The sequence below is a fragment of the Roseibium sp. Sym1 genome, from assembly GCF_027359675.1.
Lineage (GTDB): Bacteria > Pseudomonadota > Alphaproteobacteria > Rhizobiales > Stappiaceae > Roseibium.
Genome location: NZ_CP114786.1, coordinates 4,508,138 through 4,527,530, shown reverse-complemented (window position 1 = coordinate 4,527,530; position 19,393 = coordinate 4,508,138). Strand labels below are relative to the sequence as shown.

Sequence of the window (19,393 nt, the reverse complement as noted above, 5' to 3'; positions counted from 1 at the left end):
GGGTCAGGCGTATTTCGCCTGAACCTCTTCGGCGACAGCCTGCGGCACCTGCTCGTAGTGATCGAACACCATCGAATACTGCGCACGGCCCTGGGACATGGAACGAAGGTTGTTCACGTAGCCAAACATGTTGGCCAGCGGAACCATCGCGGTGATGACCGTAACGATGCCCCGGTTCTCCGTACCCGCGATCTGGCCGCGGCGGGAGTTCAGGTCACCAATCACATCACCCATGTAGTCTTCCGGAGTGACAACCTCGACCTTCATGATCGGCTCGAGCAGTTTCGGGCCGGCCTTCTGGATCGCTTCGCGGAAACCGGCACGACCGGCGATTTCGAAGGCGAGCACGGAGGAGTCAACGTCGTGGTATGCACCGTCGGTCAGGGTTGCCTTGATGTCGAGCATCGGGAAACCTGCAATTGGGCCGGAAGACATGACGCTTTCGATACCCTTGGTGACACCCGGAATGTATTCCTTCGGGACGTTACCACCGACGACCTTGCTCTCGAAGACATAGCCTTCGTTCGGCTCGGCGGGCTCGATGGTAAGTTTGATCCGGGCAAACTGGCCGGAACCACCGGACTGCTTCTTGTGGGTGTAATCCACTTCGGCAACCTTGGTGATGGTTTCGCGGTATGCCACCTGCGGCGCACCGATATTCGCCTCGACCTTGAATTCACGCTTCATGCGGTCGACGATGATGTCCAGGTGCAGTTCGCCCATGCCGGCGATGATGGTCTGACCGGATTCCTCGTCCGTCTTCACGCGGAAGGACGGGTCTTCGGCTGCCAGGCGGTTGAGCGCGAGGCCCATCTTTTCCTGGTCGCCCTTGGTCTTCGGCTCGACAGCGATCTCGATGACCGGCTCCGGGAATTCCATGCGCTCCAGGATCACCGGCTTCAGCGGGTCACACAGGGTGTCGCCGGTCGTGGTGTCCTTCAGGCCTGCGATGGCAACGATGTCGCCGGCATAGGCCACGTCGATGTCTTCACGGGAGTTGGAGTGCATCTGCATCATCCGGCCGACGCGCTCGCGCTTGTCCTTCACGGTGTTGAGCAGGGACACGCCCTTGTTCAGGACACCGGAATAGATGCGGCAGAATGTCAGCGAACCGACGAACGGGTCGTTGGCAATCTTGAATGCCAGCAGGCCAAGCGGCTCTTCGTCGGAAGACTTGCGGGAAATTTCCGCTTCGGTCTTCGGATCGATGCCCTTGATGTCCGGAACTTCGACCGGGCTCGGCAGGTAGTCGACCACGGCGTCGAGCAGCGGCTGGACACCCTTGTTCTTGAAGGCGGAACCGCAGAACACCGGAACGAAGTCGTTGTTGATGGTGCCCTTGCGGATCAGTTTCTTGATCGTCTCCATGGAGGGCTCTTCACCTTCCAGGTAGGCTTCCATGGCGGCTTCGTCGATCTCGACAACGGTTTCGATCAGGGCGTCGCGTGCTTCCTGGGCACGGTCAACCTGGTCGGCCGGAATGTCGACGACGTCCCAGGCAGCGCCCAGGTTCTCGGACTGCCAGATCAGCGCCTTCATTTCCAGAAGGTCGATGACACCTGCAAAGTCGTTCTCGGCGCCCACATTCAGCTGCATAACCAGCGGAGTGCAGCCGAGACGCTTGCGGATCATCTCGACGCAGCGATCGAAATCGGCGCCAAGCTTGTCCATCTTGTTGACGAAGATCATCCGCGGAACGTGATACTTGTCGGCCTGGCGCCAGACAGTCTCGGTCTGCGGCTCAACGCCGGCGTTTGCATCCAGAAGGGCGACGGCACCGTCGAGCACGCGCAGGGAACGCTCAACTTCAATGGTGAAGTCGACGTGGCCCGGGGTGTCGATGATGTTCAGACGCTTTTCTTTCCAGAAAGCGGTGGTTGCAGCAGAGGTGATCGTGATGCCACGCTCCTGCTCCTGCTCCATCCAGTCCATGGTGGCTGCGCCGTCATGAACTTCGCCGATCTTGTGGCTCTTGCCGGTGTAGTAGAGGATCCGCTCGGTGGTCGTGGTCTTGCCGGCATCGATGTGAGCCATGATGCCGAAGTTGCGGTAGTCCTCGATTTTATGCGTGCGCGACATAGCGTCAGCCCTTCGAAGTCACAAATTACCAGCGATAGTGCGAGAACGCACGGTTGGCGTCGGCCATCCGGTGCGTGTCTTCGCGCTTCTTGACCGCGGTGCCACGGTTGTTTGCCGCATCGAGCAGCTCACCGGACAGGCGATCGATCATCGTGGTTTCGTTACGGTTGCGCGCAGCGGCGATCAGCCAGCGGATCGCGAGTGCCTGACGGCGCTCGTTCCGAACCTCGACCGGCACCTGGTAGGTCGCACCACCAACACGGCGGGAGCGCACTTCCACTTGCGGCATAACGTTCTCAAGAGCAGCGTGGAACACCTCGATCGGGTTCTCGCGCGCCTTGTTCTCGACGACGTCGAATGCACCGTAGACGATGCGCTCGGCGGCGGATTTCTTGCCGTCATACATGATCGAGTTCATGAACTTTGTGACGACAACGTCCCCGAATTTCGGATCCGGGTTGATTTCGCGTTTTTCAGCGCGGTGACGACGGGACATCTTACGTGCTCCTTACTTCGGCCGCTTGGCGCCGTATTTCGAACGGCGCTGCTTACGATCCTTGACGCCCTGGGTATCGAGCACACCACGGATGATGTGGTAGCGCACACCCGGCAAATCCTTCACGCGGCCGCCGCGGATCATCACCACCGAGTGTTCCTGAAGGTTGTGACCTTCACCCGGGATGTAGCCAATGACTTCGAAGCCGTTGGTCAGGCGGATCTTGGCCACCTTACGCAGAGCCGAGTTCGGCTTCTTCGGCGTCGTCGTGTAAACGCGGGTGCAAACACCACGCTTCTGGGGGCAGGCCTCCATGGCCGGCACCTTGTTCCGCTTCGGCGGATCTTTCCGCGGCTTGCGGATCAACTGGTTGATGGTCGGCATTCTTTGCCCTTTACCTTGTCCATCCAAAAATTCGTATGCAACTGCAGTCCCCGCTGACCCTGCAAGTCGTATGGACATGCAGAATCGCGCCCGCGCGCTCAAAATGAGCGGCAGGCGCTGCGAAAAACCAGAGGACCACGAGTTGCCCCGCGGTCATGCAATCGACGCGTATTCGCCTATGTAACCCGGCAGCGTTTAAGAGGATTGGGTCCTGCGCCTTGGTTAGCGCGGGACGGTTCACTCTTACCGCCTGCCCTTGGGATGCGCGGAAACTACTCATATGCACCCATTGCGTCAAGTGCTTTGTAGAAAAAACCGCGTTTCTGCGCCGCGCCCCTGCCCCGCCCGAATTTCCGGAATGATTTCCGGCAGATACGGCCTGCCGGCATGCAATTTACGGCGCGTTTTTGTAATTTTCTTTCGCGGCCGGATTCGGCACCTCGCCGAATTTCTGAATCAAGTCTGAATCCAATGAGTCAAATCGGGGCGATTCAAACGAACCGCAAGAAACGGAGACCCGGTTTCCGCCTTGAAATCACGGCCTGATTCCAGGTCCGCGCCGCACGGCGCACGACACATGCAGCCCCCAAGGCGCCGCCATGCCGTTTCCGCAGGTCTGCCCCTCTCCCGGCGCGACGCTTTTACAGGATCATTTCCGGTCCTGCCCCGCCGTCAGGCGGTGAAGGTCACGATGGCCACGTTGCCGGAAAGGGCGTCCTGATAGGCGCCCTCATAGACGGGGTCGTCCGGCTCGCCGTCCATGACGCCGATCTGATCGAGTTCCGCTTCGGCAAAGCCCTGCGCGGACAGTGATTCAAGTGTCTTGCGGACTGCGTCGTCGTCATCCGGCGCCGTCAGCAGCGCGTGAATGGTGATCGCGTCCTCGGGAGACGCGTCCTCATTTTCCCAGACGCGGCCGATCACGATATAGACCACCGGATCCAGGTCGAGTTCGTTGTCGTTCATGGTGAAATCTCTCGTCTTCATCCTGATACAAGAAAGGCCGCCCGGAGGCGGCCTTTCGATGTCTCGAAGTCGCGCCGGTTACTCGGCGGCCCCGGTCATGTCTTCCAGAAGCCCTTCCGCCGCGCTGTCCGAAGACTGCTGGCGCTGCGCTTCCTGGATCAGGTCGTCGCGATGCGTTGCGATCTTGCGGATGCGCTTCATCACCCCGCCGGTACCGGCCGGGATCAGGCGGCCGACAATGACGTTCTCCTTGAGGCCGACCAGCGGGTCGGTCTTGCCGTTGACCGCGGCATCCGTGAGAACGCGGGTCGTCTCCTGGAAGGAGGCGGCGGAGAAGAACGAGCGGGTCTGCAGCGACGCCTTGGTGATCCCGAGCAGAACCGGAACACCCTTTGCCGGATCGCGGGCGGCATCGACCGCCTTCTGATTGGCTTCCTCGAAGTCGATCTTGTCGATCTGTTCGCCGGCGAAGAACTCCGTGTCGCCCGGATCGGTGATCTCGATCTTCTGCAGCATCTGGCGGACGATCACCTCAATGTGCTTGTCATTGATGGTCACGCCCTGCAGGCGGTAGACTTCCTGGATTTCATTGACGAGGTAAGCGGCAAGCGCCTCCACGCCCTTGACGGCCAGGATGTCGTGCGGTGCCGGGTTGCCGTCGAGGATATACTCACCCTTTTCAATGGCATCGCCTTCCTGCAGGTGGAAGTGCTTGCCTTTCGGGATGAGGTATTCGACGGGCTCGACACCCTCTTCCGCCGGCTCGATGATGATGCGGCGCTTGTTCTTGTAGTCGCGGCCGAAGCGGATCGTGCCGTCGATTTCGGCGATGATCGCATGATCCTTCGGACGGCGGGCTTCGAACAGTTCCGCAACACGCGGCAGACCACCGGTGATGTCCTTGGTCTTCGCGCTTTCAAGCGGGATACGCGCCAGCACGTCACCAGCCTTGACGCTGGAGCCCGGCTGGACCGACAGAACCGCATCCACCGAGAGCATCAGGCGCGCGTCGGCGCCTCGGGCGTTCTTGGAAATCGCGCCCTTCTCGTCCTTGATGACGATGGCAGGCTTGAGATCCGCGCCACGCTGCGAAGACCGCCAGTCGATGACGACACGCTTGGTGATGCCCGTTGCCTCGTCGGCCGTTTCCTGAACCGAAGCCCCGTCAACCAGGTCTTCGAAGTCCACGACACCGTCGACTTCGGCAAGCATCGGACGGGTGTACGGATCCCATTCGGCAATCCGCTGGCCGCGCTTGACCTTGTCGCCTTCGTCCACATGGAGCTTGGAGCCGTAGGCAACACGGTGCACGGCACGCTCGTTGCCGTCGCTGTCGATGACAACGAGCGACATGTTGCGGACCATGGCAATCAGGTTGCCTTCGGAATCGCGCTCGACGGAGCGGTTGCGGATCTTGATCGTGCCATCGACGTTGGATTCGATGAACGAGCTGTCGACAACCTGCGCCGTACCGCCGATGTGGAAGGTACGCATGGTCAGCTGGGTACCCGGCTCACCAATCGACTGTGCCGCGATGACGCCAACCGCTTCACCCATGTTCACGGGTGTGCCGCGGGCAAGGTCACGGCCATAGCAGGTCGCGCAAACGCCGGTTTCGGTTTCACAGGTCAGAACCGAGCGGATCTTCACCTGCTGAACCTTCGCCGCTTCGATCGCATCGACATCCTTCTCGTCGATGAGCGTTCCCTTCGGAACGAGCACTTCGCCGGTCTGGTTGTTGATCACGTCTTCCGCGGTGGTCCGGCCGAGAACGCGCATGCCCAGGGAGGCGATGACGTTACCGGCATCCACGATCGGTGCCACGGTGATACCGCGCGTCGAACCGCAATCCGGTTCCAGGATGATGGAATCCTGGGCGACATCCACCAGACGGCGGGTCAGGTAACCGGAGTTCGCGGTTTTCAGGGCGGTATCGGCAAGACCCTTACGGGCACCGTGGGTGGAGTTGAAGTACTCCAGAACCGACAGGCCTTCCTTGAAGTTCGAGATGATCGGGTTCTCGATGATCGAACCGTCCGGCTTGGCCATCAGGCCACGCATGCCGGCCAGCTGCTTCATCTGCTGGGGCGACCCACGGGCACCGGAGTGGGACATCATGTAAACCGAGTTCATCGGCTTCTGGCGTCCGCTCTCCTCGTCGATCTGGACCGCCTTGATGCGGGCCATCATCTCGTCGGCGATCTTGTCGGTGCATTTCGCCCAGGCGTCGACAACCTTGTTGTACTTCTCGCCCTGGGTGATCAGACCGTCATTGTACTGCTGCTCGTATTCCGTCGCGAGCGCAGAGGTCTCGGCCACCAGGTTGTGCTTGGTGTCCGGGATGACCATGTCGTCCATGCCGAAGGAAATGCCGGCGTTACAGGCATTCTTGAAGCCGAGCTGCATGATCCGGTCACAGAAGATGACCGTCTCCTTCTGACCGCAGGCACGGTAAACCGTGTCGATCATCTTGGAGATGTCCTTCTTGGTCATCAGCTTGTTACACGCATCGAACGGCACTTCGTGGTGCTTCGGCAGAAGCTCCGCGATCAGCATGCGGCCCGGGGTGGTCTCGAAGATCTCCGAGGTCGGGTTGCCGTCGGCATCGACGGACTTGAACCGGCCCTTGATCTTGGAGTGCAGCGTGATGACCTTGTTGGCCAGCGCATGGTGGATCTCGCCGATATCGCCGAAGGCCATGCCTTCGCCCGGCTCTTTCTCCGCCATGATCGAGAGGTAGTAGAGGCCGAGAACGATATCCTGGGAGGGAACGATGATCGGACCGCCGTTCGCCGGGTGCAGGATGTTGTTGGTCGACATCATCAGCGTACGCGCTTCGAGCTGGGCTTCCAGAGAAAGCGGTACGTGAACAGCCATCTGGTCACCGTCGAAGTCGGCGTTGAAGGCCGAACACACGAGCGGGTGCAGCTGGATCGCCTTGCCTTCGATCAGGGTCGGTTCGAACGCCTGGATACCGAGGCGGTGCAGCGTCGGCGCGCGGTTCAGCAGAACCGGGTGCTCGCGGATCACCTCGTCGAGGATGTCCCAGACCTCGGGACGTTCCTTTTCAACCAGCTTCTTGGCCTGCTTGACCGTCGAGGAGAAGCCCTTGGCGTCAAGGCGCGAATAGATGAACGGCTTGAACAGCTCGAGCGCCATCTTCTTCGGCAGGCCGCACTGGTGCAGCTTCAGTTCAGGACCCACGGTGATGACCGAACGGCCGGAATAGTCGACGCGCTTGCCGAGCAGGTTCTGACGGAAGCGGCCCTGCTTGCCTTTCAGCATGTCGGACAGAGACTTCAGCGGACGCTTGTTGGCACCGGTGATGACGCGGCCGCGGCGGCCGTTGTCGAACAGGGCGTCAACGGATTCCTGAAGCATGCGCTTTTCGTTCCGGATGATGATGTCCGGAGCGCGCAGTTCCATCAGGCGGCGCAGACGGTTGTTCCGGTTGATCACGCGGCGGTAGAGATCGTTCAGATCCGAGGTCGCGAACCGGCCGCCGTCAAGCGGGACCAGCGGACGCAGATCCGGCGGGATCACCGGCACCACGGTCATGATCATCCATTCCGGGCGGTTGCCGGATTCCATGAAGGCCTCGATGACCTTCAGGCGCTTGGCCAGTTTCTTCGGCTTCAGCTCGGTGGTCGCCTCGGCGATTTCCTGGCGCAGCTTTTCGGATTCGCGTTCCAGATCCATGCTCATCAGGATCTCGCGGATCGCTTCGGCACCGATCATCGCGGTGAAGGCGTCTTCGCCATACTCGTCCTGAGCGGCGATGAAGTCTTCTTCGGACAGAAGCTGGTGCTGCTTGAGCGGGGTCAGGCCCGGCTCCAGAACCACGTAGTTCTCGAAATACAGAACGCGCTCCAGATCCTTCAGCGTCATGTCGAGCAGCAAACCGATGCGGCTCGGCAGGGACTTCAGGAACCAGATATGGGCAACCGGAGCAGCCAGTTCGATATGGCCCATGCGCTCGCGGCGAACCCGCGACAGGGTGACTTCAACGCCACATTTTTCGCAGATGACGCCCTTGTACTTCATGCGCTTGTACTTGCCGCAAAGACATTCGTAGTCCTTGATCGGGCCAAAGATGCGCGCGCAGAACAGGCCGTCGCGTTCCGGCTTGAACGTACGGTAGTTGATGGTCTCCGGCTTTTTGATTTCGCCGAAGGACCAGGACAAGATCTTCTCGGGGCTCGCCAGCGAGATCCGGATGTTGTCGAAGGTCTGTGCGGGAGCCTGCTGGTTGAACAGGTTCATGACCTCATGATTCATGATCCATCTCCTTCGATGCGCGGCCGGGGAGCGGGCCTTGTTGCCCCTCCCCGTCACCGGCATACCAAGTCATATTGGGTCCGTTGCCGGGGTTACTCTGCGGCGTCCGCAGTTTCTTCCTCGGCAATCGCGGGTGCGTCGGTACGTTGAAGTTCAACGTTCAGACCCAGGGACCGCATTTCCTTCACAAGCACGTTGAAGCTTTCCGGAATGCCTGCCTCGAAGGTGTCGTCGCCGCGGACAATGGCCTCGTAGACCTTTGTACGACCTGCCACGTCATCCGACTTGACGGTGAGCATTTCCTGCAGCGTGTAGGCCGCACCGTAAGCTTCCAGTGCCCAGACCTCCATTTCCCCGAAGCGCTGGCCACCGAACTGCGCCTTGCCACCCAGCGGCTGCTGCGTGACGAGCGAGTACGGGCCGATCGAACGGGCATGGATCTTGTCGTCGACCAGGTGGTGAAGCTTCAACATGTAGATGTAGCCCACGGTCACCTTGCGGTCGAACTCCTCACCGGTCCGGCCGTCATAGAGGACCGACTGGCCGCTCGGATCGTATCCGGCGATGTTGAGCGCCTCGACCACATCCGGCTCGCGCGCACCGTCGAAGACCGGCGTCGCGATGGACACGCCCTTCTTCAGCTGCTCCGCAAGACGCACGACGCCTTCGTCGTCGTACTCCTGGACGTTGTCGCCCTTCATGTTGTCGCCGTAGATCTCGACGATCTTGCCGCGCAACTGATCGATCTGGCCCGACTTCCTGTACTCCTCGTACATTTCGCCGATCCGGTGCCCCATGCCACGGCAGGCCCAGCCCAGGTGGGTTTCAAGGATCTGACCGACGTTCATGCGCGAGGGCACGCCGAGCGGGTTCAGAACGATGTCGACATGGGTGCCATCTTCCAGGAACGGCATGTCTTCGCACGGGTTGATCTTGGACACGACGCCCTTGTTGCCGTGACGGCCGGCCATCTTGTCGCCCGGCTGAAGCTTGCGCTTCACGGCAACGAAGACCTTGACCATCTTCATGACGCCCGGCGGCAGTTCGTCGCCGCGCTGCAGCTTCTCGACCTTGTCGATGAAGCGCTGCTCGAGACGCTTGCGGCTGTCGTCATACTGGCCGCGCAGGGCTTCGATCTCGGACATGAACTTCTCGTCGTCGGTGGCGAACTGCCACCACTGCGAGCGCGGGAAGTCGTTGAGAACGTCCCCGGTCAGCACGGTGTCCTTCTTGAAGCCCTTCGGGCCGGCAACGGCGGACTTGTCCATCAGCATCTCGGCCAGACGGCCATAGACGTTGCGGTCCAGGATTGCCTGTTCGTCGTCGCGGTCCTTCGCAAGGCGTTCGATTTCCTCGCGCTCGATCGCCATCGCGCGCTCGTCCTTTTCAACGCCGTGGCGGTTGAAGACGCGCACTTCGACGACGGTGCCCGACACACCCGGCGGCAGGCGCAGGGAGGTGTCGCGGACGTCGGAGGCCTTTTCACCGAAGATGGCACGCAGAAGCTTTTCTTCCGGCGTCATCGGGCTTTCGCCCTTCGGCGTGATCTTGCCAACCAGGATATCGCCCGGGTTCAGCTCGGCACCGATATAGACGATGCCGGCCTCGTCGAGGTTCTTCAGCGCTTCTTCCGAAACGTTCGGAATGTCGCGGGTGATTTCTTCCGGGCCGAGCTTGGTGTCACGCGCCATCACTTCGAATTCCTCGAGGTGGATGGAGGTGAAGACATCGTCGGAAACGATGCGCTCGGACAAGAGGATGGAATCCTCGAAGTTGTAGCCGTTCCAGGGCATGAACGCGACCAGCACGTTCCGGCCGAGGGCCAGATCGCCGAGATCGGTCGACGGACCGTCGGCTATGATGTCGCCCTTGTGCACCCGGTCACCGACACGCACCAGCGGACGCTGGTTGATGCAGGTGTTCTGGTTGGAACGTTGGAACTTCTGCAGCCGGTAGATGTCGACGCCGGACTTGCCCGGGTCGAGGTCCTCGGTTGCCCGGATCACGATACGGGTCGCATCGACCTGATCGACGATACCGGCGCGGCGGGCTCCGATGGCAGCACCGGAATCACGGGCCACGATCGGTTCCATGCCGGTGCCGACGAACGGCGCCTCGGCGCGGACCAGGGGCACGGCCTGGCGCTGCATGTTCGAGCCCATCAGGGCGCGGTTGGCGTCATCGTTCTCCAGGAACGGGATGAGCGCCGCGGCGACGGACACGAGCTGCTTCGGCGACACGTCCATGAGGTCGACCTTGTCGGACGGAACCATCATGTTTTCACCGGCGTGACGGCAGGTGATCAGCTCTTCGGTGAAGCGGCCCTCGGCGTCATAGACGGCGTTGGACTGCGCCACGTAGTGCTTGGCTTCTTCCATGGCCGACAGGTAGACGACGTCGTTGGTGACGGCACCGTCCTTGACCTTCCGGTACGGGCTTTCGATGAAGCCGTACTTGTTGACGCGCGCGAAAGTCGCCAGCGAGTTGATCAGACCGATGTTCGGGCCTTCCGGCGTCTCGATCGGGCAGATACGGCCATAATGCGTCGGGTGAACGTCGCGGACTTCGAAGCCTGCGCGCTCACGGGTCAGACCACCCGGGCCAAGGGCCGACAGGCGGCGCTTGTGGGTGACTTCCGACAGCGGGTTGGTCTGGTCCATGAACTGCGACAGCTGCGAGGAGCCGAAGAATTCACGCACGGCGGCCGCGGCCGGTTTCGCGTTGATCAGGTCCTGCGGCATCACGGTGTCGATCTCGACGGAGCTCATGCGCTCCTTGATCGCCCGTTCCATGCGCAGGAGACCGACGCGGTACTGGTTTTCCATCAGCTCGCCGACGGAGCGCACACGACGGTTGCCGAGGTTGTCGATGTCGTCGATATCGCCCTTGCCGTCGCGCAGTTCCAGCAGAACCCGGATCACTTCCAGGATGTCTTCCTTGCGCAGGACGCGGACGGTGTCCTCGCATTCCACGTCGAGACGCATGTTCATCTTCACGCGGCCAACGGCGGAAAGGTCGTAGCGCTCGTCGTCGAAGAACAGCGACTGGAACATCGCCTCGGCGGTGTCGATCGTGGGCGGCTCGCCCGGGCGCATCACGCGGTAGATGTCGAACAGCGCGTCCTCGCGGGACTCGTTCTTGTCGACCGCCAGCGTGTTGCGGATATACGGGCCGGTGTTGACATGATCGATGTCGAGCATCGTCAGGTCGTGATGGCCACGCTCGATCAGCTCTTCCAGCAGCTTGCCGGTGATTTCATCGCCGGCTTCGGCATAGATCTCGCCGGTCTGGGCATCGACGATGTCCTCGGCCAGGTACTGGCCGTGCAGGTCCTCGTCGGTGACCTTCAGGGCGGTCACGCCCTTTTCGTCGAGCTGCTTGATAGTCCGCGCGGTGATCTTGCGGCCACCCTCGATGACGACTTCGCCGCTGTCGGCGTCGATCAGGTCATAGGAGGCCTTCGTGCCTTTCAGACGGTTGCCGTCGAAAGGCATGCGCCAGGAGCCGTCCTTCTGGCGGGTGTAGTCGATCCGCTTGTAGAAGGTGTTGAGGATTTCCTCGCCGTCGAGGCCAAGCGCCATCAGGAGCGAGGTCACCGGAATCTTGCGGCGGCGGTCGATACGCGCGTGGACGATGTCCTTGGCGTCGAACTCGATGTCCAGCCAGGAGCCGCGATACGGGATCACGCGGGCGGCGAACAGCAGCTTGCCGGAGGAATGGATCTTGCCCTTGTCATGGTCGAAGAACACGCCCGGCGACCGGTGCATCTGGGAGACGATGACGCGCTCGGTGCCGTTGACGATGAAGGTGCCGTTGTCGGTCATGAACGGCATGTCGCCCATGTAGACATCCTGCTCCTTGATGTCCTTGACGGACTTGGCACCGGTGTCTTCATCGACATCGAACACGATCAGGCGCAGGGTGACCTTCAGCGGCGCGGCGAAGGTCATGTCGCGCTGACGGCACTCGTCGACGTCGTACTTGGGAGCTTCAAATTCGAAGGAAACGAATTCCAGCAGGGACGTGCCTGCAAAATCGGAGATCGGAAATACGGATTGGAAGACCGCTTCCAGGCCTTCATTCTTGCGGCCGCCGCCCGGCATCTCGTCGACCTGCAAAAACTGGTCGTAGGATGCTTTTTGAACCTCGATGAGATTGGGCATAGCCGCGACATCGCGGATGGAACCGAAATATTTACGGACCTTTTTGCGACCGTTGAACGTTTGGGTCATTGTCGCTCCTCGTATCGGCCGGGTAACGGCTTCCCGAAACGCCCCTTTTCCAATCGGGCCACCGCCCGGGCGCTTCGGAAAACCGTCCCCCCGGATCAGCCTGCCTGACGTGACCTCACGAACAAGCGGATCGGCTGATCAATCTATGGGGTCTAGGACATCCTGATCCGGCCTCTCCGGATCACCATGCCCTAGTGGGACGTTCGCCCCGGAAACGGGTCAGACCCGCCGGGGCAAGCAACGGTCCCGGCCAGGCCGGGACCGCCAAAGGCTCAAAAGGCCTTTATTACTTCAGCTCGACAGAAGCACCGGCTTCTTCCAGCTTCTTCTTCAGCTCTTCAGCTTCGTCCTTGGCAACGCCTTCCTTGACGGCCTTCGGAGCGGACTCGACGAGTTCCTTGGCTTCCTTCAGACCCAGGCCGGTGATGGCACGGACTTCCTTGATGACGTTGATTTTCTTGTCGCCGGCAGAAGCCAGGACAACGTCAAATTCGGTTTTCTCTTCAGCAGCAGCACCGGCATCGGCAGCACCGCCGGCAGCGGCAGCAACTGCGACCGGAGCAGCGGCGGAAACGCCCCACTTCTCTTCCAGGAGCTTGCTGAGTTCAGCAGCTTCCATGACGGTCAGTGCGGACAGTTCTTCTACGAGCTTTTCAAGATCGGCCATTTTCTTAGTACCTTACGTTCGAACCAGAGTTTGGTTTCGTGAGACAGTGTGTTTGGACGCCTTATGCGGCCTCGTCCTTCTTGGCGTACGCGCCGAAGACGCGGGCAAGCTGCCCGGCCGGAGCGGCGGTAACCTGAGCCATGCGGGAAGCAGGGGTCTGGATCATGCCAACCAGTTTCGCACGCAGCTCATCGAGCGACGGCATGGTTGCCAGAGACTTGACTCCATCCGGGTTCAGGTTGGTTGCACCCAGAGCACCGCCAAGGATTGCAAACTTCTCGTTTGCCTTGGCGAATTCGACGGCTGCTTTCGGAGCGGCTACCGGATCGTCGGAATGGACGATGACGGTCGGGCCCTGAAACAGGTCGGAGATGTGCTCAAGGTCAGTGCCTTGAAGGGCGAGTTTCACAAGGCGGTTTTTTGCGACTTTCACAGTGCCGCCGGCTTCACGCACGGATGCCCGCAATGCGGTCATCTGGGCTACCGAAAGACCTGCGTAGTGCGCGACAACAACAACACCGGTGTTACCCAGCTCGGTGTTGAGAGACGTCACGAACTCGTGCTTTTCCGCTCTTTCCACTTGCCTTCTCCATTTGGCGGCGTTGCCGCCGCCGGTTTACCTTTGCCGCCTTTCAGGCAGGTCCCGAACCCGGAACCGCCTTGGGGCGACGCTCAGGGTCCTGTCCCCTCACCCTCACGCAAGAAACGCGCGGCAAGGTCTGGTTCGAACCAAGTCTTCCGCGTCAACGGCGGAGAATTCGGTTCTCACCCATCTATGCAGGCCAAAAAGCTTAAGCCGGTCTCCCGGCACCTGCAGTCTCGGACAGGGCAACCCGGCGGCGTGCCGCCGGGTCTTTTCGGCCCGAAGGCCGAAATCTCTTCAAAACATCCGGAAAGTCCGGATTACTCGCCAGCAACGCTTGCGAGATCAACCTTCACGCCCGGGCCCATCGTGGAGGACACGGCAATGCGCTTCAGGTAGGAACCTTTTGCGCCGGACGGCTTGGCCTTCTGGACAGCATCCAGCAGAGCCTTGACGTTCTGCAGGATGGCGTCTTCGGAAAAGGACACCTTGCCGACACCGGCATGAACGATACCGGCCTTCTCGACGCGGAACTGGACGGCACCGCCCTTGGCGTCGTTGACGGCTGCGGTCACGTCCGGGGTCACGGTGCCGACCTTCGGGTTCGGCATCAGGCCGCGCGGGCCGAGCACCTTGCCGAGACGGCCGACCAGCGGCATCATGTCAGGCGTTGCAATGCAGCGATCGAAGTCGATCTTGCCGCCCTGCACTTCCTGGACCAGCTCTTCGGCACCGACGATGTCGGCGCCGGCGGCCTTGGCTTCGTCGGCCTTGTCGCCACGTGCGAACACGGCAACCTTGACGCTCTTGCCCGTGCCGTTCGGCAGCACGCACACGCCACGGACCATCTGGTCTGCGTGACGCGGGTCAACACCGAGATTGATCGCAACTTCGACGGTCTCGTCGAACTTGGTCTTGGAACGACCCTTCACGAGGCTGATGGCTTCGTCGAGGGCATAAAGCTTGTTGCGGTCGATACCGTCACGCGCTTCCTTGATACGTTTTCCAACCTTCGCCATGATCTTACCCCTTCACCTCAAGGCCCATGGAGCGGGCGGAGCCTTCGACCATCAGCATCGCTGCGTCGACGTCGTTGGCGTTCAGGTCCTTCATCTTGGCTTCGGCGATTTCCTTGACCTGGTCGCGGGTCACGGAACCGACGGTGCCGCGGCCCGGAGTCTGGGACCCCTTCTGCAGCTTGGCGGCCTTCTTCAGGAAGAAGCTGACCGGAGCCGTCTTCACTTCGAAAGTGAAGGACTTGTCGGAGTAGTAGGTAATCACGGTCGGGCACGGTGCGCCCTTTTCAACATCCTGGGTCTGCGCGTTGAACGCCTTGCAGAATTCCATGATGTTCAGGCCACGCTGACCGAGTGCCGGCCCGATGGGCGGCGACGGGGTCGCGGAACCTGCCGGCACCTGAAGCTTCAGGAAGCCTTCGATTTTCTTCGCCATGTGTCTCTCCAATCATTCGCAGCCGGACGGCAATCCAGCTGCCTGGGAGGCGGTGGTCCGGTCCCTCGAGGGAGCCCGGCGATGAGCTCCAGAACCTTCCACCCGTTTCATCCCGGCCGATTTCCGCAGGAACGCGGACCGGGCACTAAACGCCGCCCGTCTCCGGGCGGCAATCCGTCAGAGCTTGTCGACCTGAGCGAATTCGAGTTCAACCGGAGTTGCACGGCCGAAGATGGACACCGCCACCTTGAGGCGCGCACGCTCGTCATCGACTTCCTCGACAAGGCCGGAGAAGGACGCGAACGGTCCGTCGGACACGCGCACCTGCTCACCAACCTCGAAGGTCACGGACGGCTTCGGCCGGTCGACGCCTTCCTGCACCTGGTTGATGATGCGCATTGCCTCTTTTTCCGGGATCGGCATCGGCTTTTGATCCGCGCCCAGGAACCCGGTGACTTTCGGCGTGTCCTTGATCAGGTGGAACGCCTCGTTGGTCATCTCCATCTTCACCAGGACGTAGCCGGGAAAGAACTTGCGCTCCGCATCGACCTTGCGGCCGCGGCGCACTTCGACAACCTTTTCCATCGGGACAAGAATTTCCTCAAACAGATCGGACAAGCCTTTCTGTTCGGCCTTTTCGCGGATGGACTCGGCGACCTTTTTCTCGAAATTGGAATAGGCGTGCACAATGTACCAGCGCTTGGCCATGGATTTCTGTTCCGCTTCTTGTTCTTTGTCTTCAACCCGGACGGCAGTCAACGCCTAGCCGCCGACACCCAGCAGGTAACCGATCCCGAGGCCCATCAACTGGTCCGCCGCGAGAAAGAAGATCGACGCGATCAGGACCATGACGAACACCATGACGGTGGTCACCGCGGTTTCCTTGCGCGTCGGCCAAGTCACCTTGGACGTTTCCGCGCGGACTTCCTGGATGAATTTAAAGGGATTGGTCTTTGCCATTCCGATTCCGGTCTTTTAAATACGAGCGGGCGCGCGAAAATTCTTCGCGCGCCTCACTCGAGGAAACTCTTAAGCCCTCGAGGCAGATTAATCAAGAGCAAATTGGCAGGGGCAGCAGGGTTCGAACCCGCGACCTACGGTTTTGGAGACCGTCGCTCTACCAGCTGAGCTATACCCCTTCAAGATGTCCGCTTGCACGAACGAGCTCCTGATACCTCCATAAGCCGCATATCGCAAGACTTAAGAGGCGGAGCTGCCGGACACAAGCCCGGCAGCCCGAAATCATCTTATTCGATGATGGATGCGACGACGCCGGCGCCGACGGTACGGCCACCTTCGCGGATAGCGAAGCGCAGGCCTTCTTCCATGGCGATCGGCACGATCAGCTCAACGTCGACGGAGACGTTGTCACCCGGCATCACCATTTCCGTGCCTTCCGGCAGGGACACCACACCGGTCACGTCCGTCGTGCGGAAGTAGAACTGCGGGCGGTAGTTGGTGAAGAACGGCGTGTGACGGCCACCTTCTTCCTTGGTGAGGATGTAAGCCTCGGCCTTGAACTTCGTGTGCGGGGTCACGGAACCCGGCTTGCACAGAACCTGGCCGCGCTCAACGTCTTCACGGCCGACGCCGCGGATCAGGGCGCCGATGTTGTCGCCGGCTTCGCCGCTGTCCAGCAGCTTGCGGAACATTTCAACGCCGGTAACCGTCGTCTTGGTGGTGTCCTTGATGCCGACGATCTCGACTTCTTCACCAACCTTGATGATGCCGCGCTCGACACGACCGGTCACAACCGTACCACGGCCGGAGATCGAGAAAACGTCTTCGATCGGCATCAGGAACGGCTGGTCCTTCGGACGCTCCGGGGTCGGGATGTAGGCGTCGACCTGGGCCATCAGCTCGCGGATCGCGTCACGGCCGATGGCCGGATCGCGGTTCTCGACAGCTGCCAGCGCCGAACCCTTGACGATCGGAATGTCGTCGCCCGGGAACTCGTAGGAAGACAGCAGCTCGCGGATTTCCATTTCGACGAGCTCGAGAAGCTCTTCGTCGTCGACCTGGTCAACCTTGTTCATGAAGACGACCAGGGCCGGAACGCCAACCTGACGGGCAAGCAGGATGTGCTCGCGGGTCTGCGGCATCGGGCCATCGGCAGCCGAACACACCAGGATCGCGCCATCCATCTGGGCAGCACCGGTGATCATGTTCTTCACATAGTCGGCGTGGCCAGGGCAGTCGACGTGCGCGTAGTGACGGTTTTCCGTTTCGTACTCGACGTGTGCCGTGGAGATGGTGATGCCGCGCGCCTTTTCTTCAGGTGCGCCGTCGATCTCGTCGTAAGCTTTTGCAGTCGCACCACCGGCTTCAGCCAGCGTCATGGTGATTGCTGCAGTCAGCGTGGTCTTGCCGTGGTCAACGTGGCCAATCGTGCCAATGTTGACGTGCGGCTTTGTGCGCTCAAATTTTTCCTTCGCCATCGGCGTCGCTCTCTATCCACTCAGTTCGGTCGATACGGGTCGATGCGGGCTGCGCCCCGGCGCCTTGGACAAGTCCGCGAGCGACGAAATGCGTCCCGTAGAACATTCTTGTCAGGATTTCCGGGCGAAAGAGCCTTCCGTTCCGGACACTCCGATCAGCACCCATGATGGAGCGGGTGAAGGGAATCGAACCCTCGTCGTCAGCTTGGAAGGCTGCTGCTCTACCATTGAGCTACACCCGCACAACAACCGAACCAGGAACGATGGTGGAGGAGGTTGGATTCGAACCAACGTAGGCATAGCCAACGGATTTACAGTCCGTCCCCTTTAGCCACTCGGGCACTCCTCCATCTCGTCCTGCTTCACGCCGAAGCGATCAGGATGGCTTACCGAAGAGCCCGCCCGGAAGGGGCGAGCAATCCCGTGGCGCGTGTTATGCAGATAGGGCCCCGCCCTGTCAACGCCGATTTTGCAAAGAAATGAACAAAATCAGCGGCGCGCTCGAAACAGCCGCTTCGAACGCTCCGGATCACCTCGGGCGGTGACGGTTCCACAGTGCCCTGCACACTTCCGGATGTCACGGTTTCCCTACGTTTATCCCGAAAAACCCGCTTCCCACCCCTGCGCCTGTGGACAACTTCCGTCCTGGATCAGCCCCGTGCAGCCACGCGGCAAATCTGCGCGAACGCAAGCAAATGCGCCCCGGCCGGGCAACGCGGCGACCTCGATCCTCTTGCCGGGATTCTAATGTTGTTGTATCTACAACACATGAGCGCATCCCTCGACGACATCGACTTCCTGCATATGGGCCGCACCTGCCTCGGCCACGCTGCCCGTCGCACGGCCAATCTGCTGACACGCCATTATAACCGGCACATGGCCACGCTCGGCCTGGAGCTCACCCAGGCCCAGCTGCTCGCCGCCATCGCCGACGGCTCCGCATCATCGGCTGCGGAGATCGCCCGCTTCCTCGGCATCGACCGGTCCACCCTCGCCCGCAACCTGAAGCCGCTTGAAACCGCCGGCCTGATCACCCGCAGGCAGACGGGTGGCCGCACCGTCCTGCCCGTGCTGACGGCAAAGGGCGAAGAGAAGGTCGTCGAGATCCACACGACATGGCTGAAGGCGCAGGAAGAAGTCAGCGCCCTGCTCGGCCCGGACGGCGCCGATGCCGTGCGCGCCCAGATGTCCGCCCTGCGCAAGGCCGTGCACATCCTGGAAGACCGCTCCCCGGAAGACCAAGACGGCACCGCCGCCAACACCGCTTCCAAAACCAATTCCTGAGTCACAGACCTTTATGTTGGGAACATCATCATGAGCGACACCGAGACACTCACCGAAAACGGCAAGACCCATCAATTGGGCGCCCTGCCGAAAAAGGCCTTTCACGAAATGACCGGCCTCGACATTTTCGCGCGAATGATGGCCGGCGAGCTGCCCGCACCGCCGATCATGGTTCACTCCAATATAAGGATGAAGGAATTTTCAGACGGCCGCGCGGTCTTCACCGGCCTGCCGGCCAAGGAATTCCTCAATCCGCTCGGCACGGTCCATGGCGGCTGGATTTCCACGCTTATAGATACGGCACTCTCCTGTGCCGTGCACACGACGCTGAAGCCGGGCGAGTTCTATACGACCACGTCGCTGACCGTGAACATGGTCCGCCCGCTGCTGCCGACCAGCGGCGAGGTCATCTGCGAGGGCCGCATCGTCCACCGCGGCTCGCGCCTGGCGACCTCCGAGGGCGACCTGAAGGATTCCAACGGCAAGCTGATCGCACACGGCACAGTGAGCTGCATGATCCTGAAGCCGTCGTGA

Annotated in this window: 15 protein-coding genes and 3 tRNA genes; 2 read left to right on the top strand and 16 right to left on the bottom strand. The window is 61.0% G+C overall.

Features of this window, described 5'->3' with window-relative positions; all coding sequences use genetic code 11:
• Positions 1 to 3: 3 nt before the first annotated feature.
• From fusA to O6760_RS20555, 16 genes are all read right to left on the bottom strand, one after another.
• Entirely contained in the window at positions 4 to 2,079 is a 2,076-nt protein-coding gene (gene fusA / locus O6760_RS20630) for an elongation factor G (RefSeq protein ID WP_269581576.1), read from the bottom strand.
• A gap of 25 nt (positions 2,080 to 2,104) precedes the next feature.
• Positions 2,105 to 2,575, bottom strand: a complete 471-nt coding sequence (gene rpsG / locus O6760_RS20625; RefSeq protein ID WP_207140529.1) for a 30S ribosomal protein S7 — start codon at positions 2,573 to 2,575, stop codon at positions 2,105 to 2,107.
• A 12-nt stretch (positions 2,576 to 2,587) separates the two neighbouring features.
• Entirely contained in the window at positions 2,588 to 2,959 is a 372-nt protein-coding gene (gene rpsL / locus O6760_RS20620) for a 30S ribosomal protein S12 (RefSeq protein ID WP_006936459.1), read from the bottom strand.
• 672 nt (positions 2,960 to 3,631) lie between these two features.
• Positions 3,632 to 3,925 (bottom strand): regulator, encoded by a 294-nt coding sequence (locus tag O6760_RS20615; RefSeq protein ID WP_269581575.1) that lies wholly within the window; start codon positions 3,923 to 3,925, stop codon positions 3,632 to 3,634.
• A gap of 78 nt (positions 3,926 to 4,003) precedes the next feature.
• Positions 4,004 to 8,203 carry a DNA-directed RNA polymerase subunit beta' gene (gene rpoC, locus O6760_RS20610; protein WP_269581574.1) on the bottom strand — a complete coding sequence of 1,400 codons (4,200 nt, stop codon included), beginning with the start codon at positions 8,201 to 8,203 and terminating at the stop codon, positions 4,004 to 4,006.
• 92 nt (positions 8,204 to 8,295) lie between these two features.
• On the bottom strand, positions 8,296 to 12,435 hold the full coding sequence (rpoB, locus tag O6760_RS20605; protein WP_269581573.1) for a DNA-directed RNA polymerase subunit beta: 4,140 nt from the start codon (positions 12,433 to 12,435) through the stop codon (positions 8,296 to 8,298).
• A gap of 286 nt (positions 12,436 to 12,721) precedes the next feature.
• The gene (gene rplL / locus O6760_RS20600) at positions 12,722 to 13,102 is read right to left on the bottom strand and encodes a 50S ribosomal protein L7/L12 (protein WP_269581572.1); all 381 of its coding nucleotides are present in this window, start codon (positions 13,100 to 13,102) and stop codon (positions 12,722 to 12,724) included.
• 61 nt (positions 13,103 to 13,163) lie between these two features.
• Positions 13,164 to 13,682, bottom strand: a complete 519-nt coding sequence (rplJ, locus tag O6760_RS20595; protein ID WP_269581571.1) for a 50S ribosomal protein L10 — start codon at positions 13,680 to 13,682, stop codon at positions 13,164 to 13,166.
• 323 nt (positions 13,683 to 14,005) lie between these two features.
• Positions 14,006 to 14,704: a 50S ribosomal protein L1 gene (gene rplA, locus O6760_RS20590; RefSeq protein ID WP_269581570.1), complete on the bottom strand. Its 699-nt coding sequence runs from the start codon at positions 14,702 to 14,704 to the stop codon at positions 14,006 to 14,008.
• A 4-nt stretch (positions 14,705 to 14,708) separates the two neighbouring features.
• Positions 14,709 to 15,137, bottom strand: coding sequence for a 50S ribosomal protein L11 (gene rplK, locus O6760_RS20585; RefSeq protein ID WP_094071112.1), 429 nt, complete (start codon positions 15,135 to 15,137; stop codon positions 14,709 to 14,711).
• 177 nt (positions 15,138 to 15,314) lie between these two features.
• Entirely contained in the window at positions 15,315 to 15,845 is a 531-nt protein-coding gene (gene nusG / locus O6760_RS20580) for a transcription termination/antitermination protein NusG (protein ID WP_269581569.1), read from the bottom strand.
• A 54-nt stretch (positions 15,846 to 15,899) separates the two neighbouring features.
• Positions 15,900 to 16,097 carry a preprotein translocase subunit SecE gene (gene secE, locus O6760_RS20575; protein WP_269581568.1) on the bottom strand — a complete coding sequence of 66 codons (198 nt, stop codon included), beginning with the start codon at positions 16,095 to 16,097 and terminating at the stop codon, positions 15,900 to 15,902.
• Between the two features lie 103 nt (positions 16,098 to 16,200).
• Positions 16,201 to 16,276: transfer RNA gene (locus O6760_RS20570), tRNA-Trp, on the bottom strand.
• 108 nt (positions 16,277 to 16,384) lie between these two features.
• Positions 16,385 to 17,575 carry an elongation factor Tu gene (tuf, locus tag O6760_RS20565; protein WP_269581567.1) on the bottom strand — a complete coding sequence of 397 codons (1,191 nt, stop codon included), beginning with the start codon at positions 17,573 to 17,575 and terminating at the stop codon, positions 16,385 to 16,387.
• Positions 17,576 to 17,743: 168 nt separating this feature from the next.
• Positions 17,744 to 17,817: transfer RNA gene (locus O6760_RS20560), tRNA-Gly, on the bottom strand.
• A gap of 22 nt (positions 17,818 to 17,839) precedes the next feature.
• A tRNA-Tyr gene (locus O6760_RS20555) sits at positions 17,840 to 17,924 on the bottom strand.
• Positions 17,925 to 18,343: 419 nt separating this feature from the next.
• On the opposite strand from O6760_RS20555, the gene O6760_RS20550 reads away from it, so the two are divergent.
• On the top strand, positions 18,344 to 18,859 hold the full coding sequence (locus tag O6760_RS20550; protein ID WP_269581566.1) for a MarR family winged helix-turn-helix transcriptional regulator: 516 nt from the start codon (positions 18,344 to 18,346) through the stop codon (positions 18,857 to 18,859).
• A gap of 30 nt (positions 18,860 to 18,889) precedes the next feature.
• Entirely contained in the window at positions 18,890 to 19,393 is a 504-nt protein-coding gene (locus O6760_RS20545) for a PaaI family thioesterase (RefSeq protein WP_269581565.1), read from the top strand.